Annotated in this window: 14 protein-coding genes; all 14 read left to right on the top strand. The window is 65.8% G+C overall.

The window, feature by feature from the left end; all coding sequences use genetic code 11:
* Positions 1 to 7: 7 nt before the first annotated feature.
* The 14 genes from ACEN98_RS08235 to ACEN98_RS08170 all read left to right on the top strand — a co-directional run bounded on the left by ACEN98_RS08235 (position 8) and on the right by ACEN98_RS08170 (position 13,524).
* A complete protein-coding gene (locus tag ACEN98_RS08235; RefSeq protein WP_413383339.1) occupies positions 8 to 1,486 on the top strand; it encodes an ATP-binding protein in 1,479 nt (492 codons plus the stop codon).
* A complete protein-coding gene (locus ACEN98_RS08230) occupies positions 1,483 to 2,130 on the top strand; it encodes a response regulator (RefSeq protein WP_413383337.1) in 648 nt (215 codons plus the stop codon). The genes ACEN98_RS08235 and ACEN98_RS08230 overlap by 4 nt, the downstream gene beginning before the upstream one ends.
* Before the next feature lie 121 nt (positions 2,131 to 2,251).
* Positions 2,252 to 3,829 carry a GGDEF domain-containing protein gene (locus tag ACEN98_RS08225; protein WP_413383335.1) on the top strand — a complete coding sequence of 526 codons (1,578 nt, stop codon included), beginning with the start codon at positions 2,252 to 2,254 and terminating at the stop codon, positions 3,827 to 3,829.
* 251 nt (positions 3,830 to 4,080) lie between these two features.
* Entirely contained in the window at positions 4,081 to 5,526 is a 1,446-nt protein-coding gene (locus tag ACEN98_RS08220; RefSeq protein ID WP_413383334.1) for a flagellin, read from the top strand.
* Between the two features lie 87 nt (positions 5,527 to 5,613).
* Positions 5,614 to 5,967, top strand: coding sequence for a flagellar protein FlaG (locus tag ACEN98_RS08215; RefSeq protein WP_413340502.1), 354 nt, complete (start codon positions 5,614 to 5,616; stop codon positions 5,965 to 5,967).
* A 186-nt stretch (positions 5,968 to 6,153) separates the two neighbouring features.
* Positions 6,154 to 8,799, top strand: a complete 2,646-nt coding sequence (gene fliD / locus ACEN98_RS08210; protein ID WP_413383332.1) for a flagellar filament capping protein FliD — start codon at positions 6,154 to 6,156, stop codon at positions 8,797 to 8,799.
* A 21-nt stretch (positions 8,800 to 8,820) separates the two neighbouring features.
* Complete coding sequence (fliS, locus tag ACEN98_RS08205; protein ID WP_413383330.1) at positions 8,821 to 9,279, top strand: flagellar export chaperone FliS; 459 nt, start codon at positions 8,821 to 8,823, stop codon at positions 9,277 to 9,279.
* Positions 9,280 to 9,293: 14 nt separating this feature from the next.
* The gene (locus ACEN98_RS08200) at positions 9,294 to 9,617 is read left to right on the top strand and encodes a flagellar protein FliT (RefSeq protein WP_413383328.1); all 324 of its coding nucleotides are present in this window, start codon (positions 9,294 to 9,296) and stop codon (positions 9,615 to 9,617) included.
* Positions 9,618 to 9,625: 8 nt separating this feature from the next.
* Positions 9,626 to 10,732 carry a flagellar hook-length control protein FliK gene (locus tag ACEN98_RS08195; protein WP_413383326.1) on the top strand — a complete coding sequence of 369 codons (1,107 nt, stop codon included), beginning with the start codon at positions 9,626 to 9,628 and terminating at the stop codon, positions 10,730 to 10,732.
* Positions 10,719 to 11,084: an EscU/YscU/HrcU family type III secretion system export apparatus switch protein gene (locus ACEN98_RS08190; protein ID WP_413385963.1), complete on the top strand. Its 366-nt coding sequence runs from the start codon at positions 10,719 to 10,721 to the stop codon at positions 11,082 to 11,084. The genes ACEN98_RS08195 and ACEN98_RS08190 overlap by 14 nt, the downstream gene beginning before the upstream one ends.
* Positions 11,068 to 11,826: a flagellar brake protein gene (locus tag ACEN98_RS08185; protein ID WP_413383324.1), complete on the top strand. Its 759-nt coding sequence runs from the start codon at positions 11,068 to 11,070 to the stop codon at positions 11,824 to 11,826. The genes ACEN98_RS08190 and ACEN98_RS08185 overlap by 17 nt, the downstream gene beginning before the upstream one ends.
* A gap of 109 nt (positions 11,827 to 11,935) precedes the next feature.
* Complete coding sequence (locus tag ACEN98_RS08180) at positions 11,936 to 12,628, top strand: RNA polymerase sigma factor (protein WP_413383322.1); 693 nt, start codon at positions 11,936 to 11,938, stop codon at positions 12,626 to 12,628.
* Between the two features lie 78 nt (positions 12,629 to 12,706).
* Positions 12,707 to 13,222, top strand: coding sequence for a DUF4142 domain-containing protein (locus ACEN98_RS08175; RefSeq protein ID WP_413383320.1), 516 nt, complete (start codon positions 12,707 to 12,709; stop codon positions 13,220 to 13,222).
* Positions 13,219 to 13,524, top strand: a complete 306-nt coding sequence (locus ACEN98_RS08170; protein ID WP_413383318.1) for a plastocyanin/azurin family copper-binding protein — start codon at positions 13,219 to 13,221, stop codon at positions 13,522 to 13,524. Before ACEN98_RS08175 ends, ACEN98_RS08170 begins: the two co-directional genes overlap by 4 nt.

Raw genomic sequence — 13,524 nt, 5'->3', positions numbered from 1 at the left:
CATGACCATGAGCCCGGACACCTCGACCCCTGCCCCCATCCTCGCGCCCGCGATGCAGGCGTCCACCACGGAAATCTATCTGTTCGACGCCGACACGCTGCGCCTCGTCGACGTCAACCAGGCCGCGCGCCGCAACCTCGGCCATGAGCTCAAGGCCTTGTGCGGCATGACGCCGCTCGACCTGGCGCCCCAGCTCGACCGCGGCGAACTCGTTGCGCTCATCGGCTCGCTGGGCCAGGAGATCGGCGACCAGGTCAGCCTGCGCACACGCCATCGTCGCGCCGACGGGACCACGTATCCGATCAAGCTGTGCTTCCTGCGCGTCGTGCGCGACGGCCGGTCGCTGATCGTCGCGATCGGCGACGACCTGTCGCTGGAACTGGCGGCCGGCATGGCGCTCGAGCAATACCAGGCGCGCTTCAACGCCGTCGTCAACCACACGCCCGGGCTCGTCTACCAGTTCGTGCTGCATGCGGACGGCACGATGGCGTACCCGTATTTGAGCGAGGGGTGCACGGCGCTGCTGGGCCTGTCGGTGTCGGAACTGCAACAGGACCCCGAGCGCTTCTTGGGCCTGATCCTGCCGGAGGACCGCAAGGGTTACCAGGATGCGATGGAGGCGTCGAGGACGGCGCTGGCCGCGTGGAACTGGGAAGGCCGCATCTGCGTGGAGGCGTGGAACGACGTCAAATGGATCAGCCTGCGCGCGACGCCCCTGCCGCTGGACGGTGGCGGTGTCCAGTGGGACGGCATCATGACCAACATCACCGCGAGCAAGCTGGAACAGGAAGAAACCCGGCGGTCGCGTGCGCGGCTGGCCGAGCTGACGGACCACATCCAGCAGGTCAAGGAACAGGAACGGGCCCGCATCGCGCGCGAGATCCACGACGACCTGGGCGGCAATCTCACCGCGATCAAGATGGCGCTGTCGATGCTTGCGGCGCGCCTGCCGGACGATCCGGCCCTGCGCGACAAGGCGGATTACCTGGACGACCTCGTCGACCGCACGATCGAGGCCGTGCACCGCATCTCGCTGGACCTGCGTCCCAGCACGCTCGACCTGGGCCTCGTCGCCGCGCTCGAGTGGCAGGCGCGCGAATTCGAAAAGCAGATGGGCATCGCCTGCGTGTTCCGCAGCGCCGACAAGGAAATCGACCTCGATCCGGACCAGGCGACCGCGCTGTTCCGCATCTTCCAGGAAGCACTGACGAATATCGCGAAACACGCGGGCGCCACGCGCGTGACGGTCAGCCTGCGCCGCCAGCGCCAGCACCTGACGCTCGGCATCTGCGATAATGGCCGCGGCATCACGCCCGCCGACCGCCTGAAGCCCCAGTCGTTCGGCCTGCGCGGCATGAGCGAACGCGCCCGGGCGCTGGGCGGCACGCTCACCCTGTCGCAGGCACCTGGAGGCGGCACGATGGTCGTCGTCAAGATCAGGCTGGCCGCCCCCGCGGCCGGACGCAGCGAAACCACCCGAGCATGACAGAAAAAGCCAGCATCCGCGTTTTTATTGCAGACGACCACGCCATCGTGCGTGAAGGCCTGAAACAAATCCTCGCCGAACAGCGCGACATCGTTGTCGCGGGCGAAGCCGAGACCGGTCTCGACGCCGTCAAGCTGTTCCGCAAATCGCGCTGCAACGTGGTGTTGCTCGACATCTCCCTGCCCGACCGCAACGGCATCGAAGTGCTCAAGCAGATCAAGGGCGAACAACCGGACCTGGCCGTGCTGATGCTGTCCATGCACCGCGAAGACCAGTACGCGATCCGCTCGCTGAAGGCGGGCGCGGCCGGGTATCTGACCAAGCAGAGCGCGCCGAAGGAACTCGTCAACGCGATCCGCCAGGTGGCCGGCGGCCAGCGCTACGTCAGCGCGCAACTGGCCCAGGTGCTGGCGGCCCAGCTCGGCGAGAACCACGACGCGCCCGTGCACGAAGCGCTGTCCGACCGCGAATACCAGACCCTCACCATGATCGCCTCCGGCAAGACCGTCAGCGAGATCGCGCGCGAACTCTCGCTGTCGGTGAAGACGATCAGCGAGTACCGCTCGCGCCTGCTGGCCAAAATGAAACTCAAGACCAGTGCCGAACTGACCCACTACGCCATCCGCAACCAGCTCATTGACTGATTTGCGCTTCGTCAATACAGTCGTAAAGACTGAGTGGTAATTCCGCGTTTTATCCGCGATTTGATTTTTTGGCAGCGGCTTACCATGACGACAATAAGAATTCCATATTGCAACGTCCAAAATGTCCAGTCCACCACGCCCGCCGGGGATTCCCGGCCTGAACCCGGCGGAAATCGCGCGCGAAGCGTTCCGCCGGCTCGCCACGCGGCGCATCGCGCCGACGCCGGACGCCTACCGCGAGATCTATAACGAGATCGCCGGCGTCGACGTCCTGCCGCCACCGTCCCCACCCGCAGACCCGGGCGCGGAAAACGTGTTGTCCGGCTTCGCCCACAGGCTGGCCGACACGCCCGGCGAGCTGGCCGAGTTCGGCGCCCGCTTCAACCGCGCCGTCAAGCAGCGCGACTGGGACGGCTATGCGCGCACGCTGTCCCAGTTGGCCGAGAAACACCTGCGCCGCCACACGCACCCCGCGCTGTCGCTGGGCGTGGAGAACGGCGAAGCCAAGCTGCTGCGCGACCTGCTCAGCCGCACGCTGACGTTCGCCGTCGCGTCGCTGCTGGCGGGCACGCCGAACCTGTCGGGCGAAGCGGAATCGCTGGGCGCCGCCGTCAAGGCCGCGCACAGCGAGGAAGCGCTGCAGGAAATCGCGACGCGCCTGAAAGACCTGTGTTACCAGATCGAACTGAAGAGCGGCGACACGGCCGAACAGCAGGAACTGCTGCTGCGCCTGTTTAAGCTGCTGCTGGAAAACGTATCCGAACTGCTGGACGACGACAGCTGGATGCGCGGCCAGATCGCCGCCGTGCAGGACCTGATCGCCGGTCCGCTCGACCACCGCGCGCTGGAAGACGCGACGCGCAGCCTGAAGGATGTCATCTACAAGCAGGGGCAGCTGAAACACGGCATCGCGGACGTCAAGGCGACCGTCAAGAACATGATGATGACGTTCATCGACCGCCTCGGTTCCGTGGCCGCGTCGACGGGCGATTTCCACGAAAAGATCGGCGGCTTTTCCGAGCGCATCCGCGGTGCCGGCAATATCGAGGAACTCAACGTGGTGCTGGAAGAAGTGCTGCGCGAAACGAAAATCGTGCAGGCCGAGGCGATGGCCTCGCGCGACCGCATGCTGGCCGCGCACCAGGAGGTGCAGGAAGCGGAGGCGCGCATCAAGGATCTGGAAGCGAAGCTGCAGCACATGAGCGAACTGGTGCGCGAGGACCAGTTGACGGGCAGTCTCAACCGGCGCGGCCTGGACGACGTGTTCGAGCGCGAAAGCGCGCGCGCCGACCGCCGCGGCACGCCGCTGTGCGTGGCCCTGCTCGACCTGGACAATTTCAAGAAGCTCAACGACACCTACGGCCACCTCGCGGGCGACAACGCCCTGCGCCACCTCGTGAAAGTCGTGCGGGACACCTTGCGCTCGATGGACGTGATCGCCCGCTTCGGCGGCGAGGAATTCCTCATCCTGTTGCCAGAAACGAATGTCGAAGCGGCATCGGCCGCGATGGTGCGCGTGCAGCGCGAGCTGACGAAGCATTTCTTCCTGCACGAAAACGAGAAGATGCTGATCACGTTCTCGTGCGGCGTGGCCTTGCGCCATCCGAACGAGGAGCAGGCCAGCCTGATGGCGCGCGCGGACAAGGCCATGTACCAGGCCAAGCAGAGCGGCAAGAACCGCGTGATGGTGGCTGACTGACAAGCCCGGCCACGGAAAAATAAATTTTTTTTTGCCCTAAAGTTCCCGAATTCGTCGCCGCCAAGGCAGGCCCGCTTCCAGCGGCGACACAAAAATGTCGATTTTTTTCGCTCTCGCCCTCTAAACTTTTTCCGTAGAGCACCGTTACCAGCATCAACAGCGGTTTGAATGTCACGGAACAGCGTGGCAGACCAAAGTGATCATGAGTGGCACGTCGCCACACCCTGCAAGACCAAGTCTGGAGAGACACCATGTCGTCCGTTATCAATACCAACGTTGCATCCCTGAACGCTCAGCGTAACCTGTCCACCTCGCAATCTTCGCTCAACACCTCGATCCAGCGCCTGTCGTCGGGCCTGCGCATCAACAGCGCCAAAGACGATGCCGCCGGTCTGGCAATTTCGGACCGTATGAATTCGCAGATCCGTGGCATGAACCAGGCGACCCGCAACGCGAACGACGGCGTGTCGATGGCCCAGACGGCCGAAGGCGCCCTGTCGAGCTCGGGCGACATGCTGCAGCGTATCCGCGAACTGGCCGTGCAATCCTCGAACTCGTCGAACTCGGCCAGCGACCGTAAAGCCCTGCAGACCGAAGTGTCGCAGCTCACCTCGGAACTGAACCGCATCGCCAGCACCACCGAATTCAACGGCACCAAGCTGCTGGACGGCTCGATGGGCACCGCCAACTTCCAGGTCGGCGCCAACGCCAACCAGCTGATCTCGATGACCGGCTCGAATTTCAGCACGTCCGTCTATGGCAATAACACGACGACCACCGACGGCCAGATCGATACCGGCGCGATCGTCGGCGGTCTAAAGGCAATGGTCATCAACGGCAGCCAGGGCACGGCAGAGGTCGACATCTCCGCGAACAGCACCGCCAAGGATGCGGCCGCCGCCATCAACAACAAGTCCGCCGATTCCGGCGTGACCGCGACTGCAACCACCAGCGTGGGGTTCCAGGGCACGGCTGGCGTCGCCTACACGCTGGCGCTGGGGTCCGACAATTCGACCGACATCAATGTGGCGTTCAAGATCGGTTCCGGCTCCGGCACGGCGGACGACTACGCGGCGGCAATCAGCGCGTTCAACGCGCAGAGTGCAAAGACGGGCGTGACGGCATCGTATGATGCGGACGCGAAGGGCCTGAAGCTGACCAACGCCAGCGGCAACGATATCAAGCTGACCGAACTGGATACGGCCGCGGACGGCAAGATCGCCGCCTACGACAGCGATGGCGCCGCGGGTGCGTTCGCCGCGGTGTCGGCGGTCGTCGGCACGCCGAGCATCGCCAAGGGCACGATCACGCTCGACTCGAGCGAAAGCTTCTCGGCCACCGACACCAGCGGCTTCGGTCTGGCAGCCTCGTCGGACCTGAAAAAAGTGTCGGATATCGACGTCGGCAGCTTCGCCAACGCCCAGCAGGCAATCAAGATCGCCGATGCCGCCCTGGCCAAGGTCAACGACCAGCGCGCCCAGCTCGGCGCACTGCAGTCGCGCTTCAGCTCGGCGATTTCGAACCTGCAGTCGTCGACCGAGAACCTGTCGGCATCGCGCAGCCGCATCGTCGACACCGACTTCGCTTCGGAAACCGCGAACATGACCCGCGGCCAGATCCTGCAGCAGGCCGGCACCTCGATGCTGGCCCAGGCCAACTCGCTGCCGAACGGTGTCCTGTCGCTGCTGCGTGGCTAATCAGTCGCAATAAGCCACCGATAGCGGTGTAAAGTGATTCCTCGGCTGGAGAAATTCAGCCGGGGAATTTTTGCTAGGGAATTCATCATGAACATACAACCAGTGGGTTCACCTGTTTCTCCCCGAGTGGAGGATCGTCCGGCCCAGCCGGCGACGCCAACGGGTGAGACGGAGTCGGCCGGCAAGAGCAAGCTTGCGGACGCCGCCAAGCCGTCGCGCGAGGATGTGTCGGCCGCTGTCAGGAAGATGAACGACGCCATGCTGGGTTCGTCGCAAAGCCTGCAATTCACGATCGACGAGGACAGCAAGGACATCGTGGTCAAGGTCATCGACCAGAGCACGAAGGAGGTCGTCCGTCAGATCCCTTCGAAGGAAGCGCTGCAGATCGCCAAGTCGATCGACAAGATGCAGCAGGGCCTCCTCATCAACCAGACGGCCTGAGCGCTCAATGTGCGCTTCACCGTGAAGCGTGGGCCCGCGGCCCGCGCTTCCTGCCCTATTCCCTTTCTTTATTGCATTTTTCCTACCAAATTGTTCTGGCACGGAAATAACGCACATTTCCCACTCTCAAGTACGGTTTGCTTCTGTCGATAATGACTTACATTATCGCTTTCACAGGAGAAACAAGTGGGAATCAGCTCACCTGGTATCGGCTCCGGCCTCGACGTCAACGGTCTCGTCAGCAAGCTGATGTCGGCCGAATCGGCGCCGCTCGACAATTACGACAAGAAAACGACTGACTACCAGACCAAGCTGCAGGCGTACGGCAAGGTCAGTGCGGCAGTCGGCGTCTTCCAGGGTGCGCTGACGACGCTGAACTCGGCCAATACCTTCAGCGCGCTGAGCAGCACGTCCAGCAACAAGGATCTCCTGACGGCCACTCCAGGCGCCGGCGCCGTGCCCGGCAAGTACAAGATCAACGTCAGCCAGCTCGCGCAGGCGCAAAGCCTCATGACGGGCGGCCAGGCCAGCAATACGGCGCAGATCGGCGACGGCGCCAAGACGACGCTCACGTTCCAGTTCGGCAGCATCGGCGGCGGCACGTTCGGCGTGGCCGGCGCCGCGCTGAGCCTGGCCAGCGCAGCGTCCGGCATCGCGACCGGCTCGCTGACTATCAACGGCACCGCGATCAGCACGAACGGCACGACGCGCAGCGCGCGCGACCTCGCCTCGGCCATCAACGACGAAACGGATACGACGGGCGTCACGGCCAAGGCCGGCATCACGTCCACCTCGGCCACGATGTTCGGCACCTTCGGCGACGTGGTCGTCGGCACCGGCGGCAACTATGCGCTGACCGTGGGCGGCGTCCAGCTGGCCAGTTCGGACGGCAGCACCACCGTCACGGCCGCGTCGCTCGACACCGCGCTCGGCACCAACAACGTCAAGAACCAGCTGGCCGCCGCCAACATCACGTTCACCGGCTCGGCCGCCACCCACGACCTGCAGTTCTTCGCGGCCGACGGCTCCAACATCAACGTCGCGGAAGCCGTCAGCGGCACCGTCACGGGCGGCATCGGCCTCGCCCCCGGCGCGGCCAACGCGGGCTCGGACACGACCGCCACGGCGGGCATCACGCTGAGTTCGAAAGACGGCAGCCAGATTCTTGTCGGCGGCAACAATCCGGGCGCGGCCGGCCTCACGGCGGGCAGCGCCGGCAGCTACATCGGCGCCGGGTTCACCCAGGACGGCGCCCAGGCCAGCGGCACCGTGACGCTGGACACGAAGGACCAGACCCTGCAGGGCATCCGCGACGCCATCAACAAGGCCAACGTGGGCGTCACCGCCACCATCGTCTCGGACGGCAGCGACAACCCGTACCACCTCGTGATCACGTCGAACAAGACGGGCGAGAAGTCGGCCATGAAGATCACCGTGGATGGCGCCGACGGCGGCCCCGTCAACGCCGGCCTCGCCAGCCTGCTGGCCTATGATCCGAACGGCACGCAGGCCCTCACGCAGACGAGCGGCGCGCAGGACAGCAAGCTGACCATGAACGGCATCGCGGTCAGCAGTGCCGACACGACGGTGGAAGACATCATCCAGGGCGTGAGCCTGGACCTGTCCACGACCGGCAGCACGACGCTGACCGTGTCGCAGAACAAGAGCGCGGTGACGGATGCCATCAACGGCTTCGTCAAGGCCTACAACGACCTGAACAAGACGATTTCCGGTCTCTCGAGCTACAACGCCGACACCAAGACGGGCGGCGTGCTGCAGGGCGATTCGGCCGTCCGTTCGATCCAGACCCAATTGCGGCGCGCGCTGGGCACCAAGGTCGAAGGCCTGGACAGCAGCCTGTCGAACCTCAGCCAGATCGGCGTCTCGTTCCAGAAGGACGGCAGCCTGGCGCTCGACTCGACCAAGCTGAACAAGGCCATGTCCAGCAATTTCAGCGACATCAGCGGCCTGTTCGCGGCCGTCGGCGCGGCCAGCGACGGCAACATCACGTTCGACAAATCGACGGCGGCCACCAAGCCGGGCGAGTATGCCGTGAACATCACGCACATGGCCACGCAGGGCACGCTGACCGGCGCCAATCCCCTGTCCGGCTCGACGACGATCGCCTCGAACACCACCTGGACCATCACGCTGAACCAGACGGATCCGGCCACGGATTCGAAAGTCCAGAACATCACGATCCCGGCCGGCATCTATGCGAACGACCAGCTCGCGTCGATGCTGCGCGCCGCCATCAACGGCAACGCCACGTTCGCGGGCGCCGGCGACGCGGTCGAGACCTCGGTGGACGGCACCGGCCACCTGTCGATCTCATCCAGCAAGTACGGCTCGACGTCGAACATCTCGATCGCGGGCGTCACGGGCACGGCCGTCAGCGACCTCTTCGGCGGCGCCACGCCGGCCGTCGGCACCGACATCGAAGGCACCATCGGCAACGTCGCCGCGACCGGCAACGGCCAGTCGCTGACGGCGGCCGACGGTTCGCCGGCAGCCGGCATCCAGCTCACGGTCAAGACCGGCACCACCGGCGACCGCGGCACCGTGACCTTTTCGCAAGGCTATGCCTACCAGTTGACGAACCTCGCCGCGAGCTTCACCGGCTCGGGCAGCGTACTCAACAGCAAGACCGACGGCCTGAACGCCAGCATCAAGGCAGTGGCCAAGCAGCGCGACGCCTTCAGCGATCACCTGACCCAGCTGGAAGCCATGTATCGAAAACAATTTACCTCGCTCGACACGATGCTGCAGTCGATGCAGAGCACCCAAAGCTATCTGACGCAGCAGTTGGCAGCCCTCGCGGCCAACCGATAACTGGATTTTTGGAGAACCACCATGTTTGGAACGATGAAACGCGGCGTCAACGCCTATCACAACGTGAGCCTCGAGACCGGCATCACGTCGGCCTCGCCGCACAAGCTGATCGTCATGCTGTACGACGGCGCCCTCGTCGCACTGCTCGGCGCCAAGACGAACATCGCCGCCGGCAACATCGCCGCCAAGGGTTCGGCCATCTCGAAAGCCATCTCGATCATCGACAACGGCCTGCGCGCCTCGCTCGACAAGAACGCCGGCGGCGAGATCGCGGCCAACCTGGACGCCCTGTACGACTACATGAGCCGGCGCCTGCTGCACGCGAACCTGAAGAACGACGTGACCATCATCGACGAAGTGCACGGCCTGCTGGCCGACCTGCGCGGCGCGTGGGTGGAAATCGGCGACAAGGTCCAGCCGCCGCAGCAGGTCGCTGCGCCCACGGCCATGCCGAAGGCCTCGACCCTGGCGAGCGCATGATCGGAGCCACGACGATGATGACGAATACCGAAATCGCCTCGCTGTACGAAGCCATGGTCGGCATCACCGACCAGATGCTGGCCGCCGCCACCGCGGCCGACTGGGACCGCCTGCTCCAGCTCGAACACCAGTGCGCCGCCTGCGTGCGCCAGCTGAAGGACAACGGCGACACGGCGCTGGCCGGCCAGGAACGCGTGCGCAAGGTCAACGCCATCCGCAAGATGCTCGATTCCGACCGCAAGATCCGCGACCTGACCCAGCCGTGGATGGCGAAGCTGCAGGCCATGATCTCGAACAAGACCGTCGAACGCCGCGTCGCGCGCGCCTACGGCGTCTGACCTGAACGATGCTGCCGCGCGATAGCGTCTCGCTGACCCCGGTCGCGGCAGCCCGTCCCGCCTTACCCGTCGGCGACCCGCGCCAGCAGGCCTTTGCGCGCGCGCTCGCCAACCTCGTCGGCCAGTCGATGGCAGCCGACGTGTTGGCGAAACTGCCCGACGGCAGCTTCGTCGTGCGCATCAACGACATGGCGGCGCGCATGCCGCTGCCCCAGGGCGCGCAGGTCGGCACGCAGGTGCCGCTGACCCTCGTGACGGTCGCGCCTCGCCCCACGTTCCAGGTCCGGACGGGCCAGGGCGCCCCCGCCTTCGCCGAAGCCGGCCCGCCGCTGCCGGAAGGCGCCAGCCCGCAGGAGTCTACGCTCGCTTATCTCGAAGGCAAGGATGCCGCCGCGCTCACGCGCACGGCCGCCCTGCTCGCCGGCGCGCGCGGTCTCGCACAACTGCCGGGCGGCGCGGCCGACGGCGCCAGCACGTCGATCAGCACGGCTGGCAAGATGCTGGGCGACGTCATCGCGGCCGCGCAGAAAGCGGACACACGAGCCACCGCCGCGGTCGGCCGCACGCCGCTGCTGGGCGGGCCGTCGCTGGACGCCGGCGCCATCGCGCAGGCACTGAAGGACGGCCTCGGCAAGAGCGGCCTGTTCTACGAATCGCACGTGGCCGAATGGGCCGAAGGCGCCCGCCCCCGCGCCGACCTCGCGGCCGAGCCGCAGGCGCGCGGCATGCCGCCGCCCACCGATCCGAACACGGCCCAGTTCATCAACCTGCAGCTGAACGCACACGAACAGGGCCGCGCCGCCTGGCAGGGCCAGTTGTGGCCGGGCCGCGACATGCAATGGGACGTCGAACGGGACGCGTCCGGCCGCCAGGACGGCGGCGAGGATGAGAACGGCGGCACGTGGCAGAGCAGCCTGCGCCTGCGCTTCGGCGCGTTGGGCGAGGTGGCGGCGCGCGTCGTGCTGTCCGGCGGCCAGTTGCACATCCGCCTCGACGCCCAGGACGAATCGGTCAAAGGCTTGCTGGATGCGCACCGCGCGCGCCTGGCCGACGCGCTCGACGCGGCCGGCACGCCGCTCTCCACGCTCACCGTCCATGACGATGGACAACGATAAGCCGACGCGCCGCCAGAGCGCCGTGGCGCTCGCGTACGGCGCCGGCGATGCCGCGCCGAAGGTCGTCGCGAAGGGCAAGGGTCTCGTCGCCGAACAGATCATCGGCCGCGCGCAAGAGGCCGGCGTGTTCGTGCACGAATCGAAGGAACTGGTGGCGTTGCTGATGAAAGTCGACCTCGACCGCCAGATCCCGCCGGCCCTCTACCGCGCCATTGCCGAACTATTGGCCTGGCTCTATTATATTGAATCCGCGCAAGTTTCCGGGCAGACACCACCGCCCGCACCGGACACGGCACGCCACCTCCCACCCCAAGAAAGCACTCCGGTTGACACAGATGCAAGCAATCACTGACGCCGAATTAGAAGCCTGGCACGACTACGAAGTCGAGTCGCCCAGGGAGATCGTGGCCCTGCTGCGCCAGATCGCCGAAAAGAACCAGCTGATCCGCATGCTGATCAAGGGCGAGGCGGACGTCTGCGTCACGTCGCTGCTGGCCGTCGATCCGGATGCGGGCACCGTCGTCATCGACCGCTCCGTCAACCCCGAGCAGAACACGCGCATCGTGGCGGCCGGCACGGTACGGTGCGACACATCGCTGGACAAGATCCGCATCGTGTTCGGCCTGGACAACCTGCGCGAAGTGCAATTCGAAGGCGGCACCGCGCTGGCCGCCGCGATTCCCGCGAGCCTGATCCGCCTGCAGCGGCGCGAGTTCTACCGCATGCCGACGCCGGTGACGAATCCCGTGCGTGCGACGATCCCCCTGCCGGCCGATCTGGGCGGCGGCACCGCCGTGTTCCCGCTGGCCGACATCAGCTGTGGCGGTGTCGCGATCCACGACAGCAAGCTGCAGCTCGGCACGACCATCGGCGACACCTTCCCGAACTGCCGCATCGACCTGCCCGAAATCGGGCCGGTGACCTGCTCGTTGCAAGTCCGCAACTCGATCGACATGACGCTGCTCAACAACAAAACGAGCCGCCGCCTCGGCTGCCAGTTCGTCGACATCTCGCGCGGCAACCTGGCCGCCGTGCAACGCTACATCACCAAGCTGGAACGCGAGCGCAACGCCCGCCTGGCTGGCCTGGCATAAAATTTCCCAAAACCGGGGTCAGAGCCCGGTTTTGGGAAATTGATTAAAACTTCGGAACGCCGGTCCGCCGGCCTGCATCCAATCGTCAGGCATACGACCAGGAGATCCCATGCAGGCCGCCGCACCGCCCCCCTCTTCCCTCGACGACGACGCGCTGCTGCGCCGTATCCGCGCCGGCGACCGCGACGCGTTCTCCGATTTGATGCGGCGCTACAACCGCCGCCTGTACCGCGTCGCGCGCAGCGTCCTGCGCGACGATGCGGAAGCCGAGGATGCGCTCCAGGATGCCTATCTGCAGGCCTATCGCGCCCTGCCCGGCTTTCGCGGCGAGTCGGCGCTCGGCACCTGGCTCACCCGCATCGTCGTCAATGCCGCGCTGATGCGCCAGCGTAAGACCGGGCGGCTCGCCGACGTCATCGAACTGGGCGCGGATTTCGGTTCGGACGATGCGATCCTGCCCCGCGACCGGCTGGACGAGCCGGCGCAGCCGGAATTGGCCGCGCTGCGCGCCCAGACGCGGCGCCTGATCGAAACGGGCATCGACAAGCTCCCGGCCGCCTTCCGCACGGTGTTCATGCTGCGTGCGGTGGAGGAATTGACCGTGGAAGAGACGGCGGCCACGCTCGACATTCCCGCAGCGACCGTGCGCACCCGTTATTTCCGCGCGCGGGCCATGCTGCGCGAGGCGCTCGCGCGCGAGATCGATTTCGCGATCGAGGATGCGTTCGGGTTCGACGGCGCGCGCTGCGACCGGATCGTCGACGCGGTCCGGCGCAGGCTGGACGCGGAACCGTCCACCTGACACGAAACGGGAACGCGCGCGCCAAAGCGTGCATCGAATGGATTGTTTCACCTAAACCATTCATTCAAGGAGTCCGCCATGAACAAATCCGCCCCGCTGCTGCTGTCCGCCCTGCTCGCCCTGAGCGCCACCGCCCACGCGGCCGGCCCGAACGATGCGCAGATCGCCGCCATCGTCGTCGCCGCCAATACGGTCGATATCGACGCCGGCAAGCAGGCCGAGACGAAAACGCAGAACAAGGACGTGCGCGCCTTCGCCCAGCGCATGGTGGCCGACCACGCGGGCGTCAACCAGCAGGCCGTCGCGCTGGTGCAGAAACTGCACGTGACGCCCGAGGACAACGACACCAGCAAGAGCCTGACGAAGGACGGCGCGGCGACGCGCACCCGGCTGGCCGCCCTGTCCGGCAAGGCGTTCGACAAGGCCTATGTCGACAACGAGGTGACGTACCACGAGACCGTGCTTGGCGCACTCGACAAGACGCTGATCCCGAACGCCTCGAATGCCGAGCTGAAGGCCCTGCTCGTCAAGGTCCGCCCGGCGTTCGTGGCGCACCTGGAGCATGCCAAGCACATCCAGGCCGAACTCAAGTGAAGACCGCATTTGCCACGCTGTTCGCCGCGTCGTGTGCGCTGCCCCTCATGGCCGGCGCGGCGGAACACCACGTCGTCATCGACGGCATGAAGTTCACGCCGCAGGTTGTGCAGGTCAGGAAGGGAGATACGATCGTGTGGGAGAACCGCGACATGTTCGTCCACAACGTGACGGCGGCCGGCGTCAAGTCGGGCGACCTGCAGCCCGGGAAGACCTGGCGCTGGGTGGTGCCAGCGAAGATGTCGTTCGACTATCTCTGCACGCTGCATCCGGTGATGCAGGGGCGCGTCGAGGTCAAGTGA

Origin of the sequence: Massilia sp. CT11-137 (genome assembly GCF_047302885.1) — a bacterium.
Classification (GTDB): domain Bacteria; phylum Pseudomonadota; class Gammaproteobacteria; order Burkholderiales; family Burkholderiaceae_D; genus Telluria; species Telluria orientalis.
Note: the sequence above shows the minus strand (reverse complement) of the source record. Positions and strands in the feature narration are given on the sequence as shown.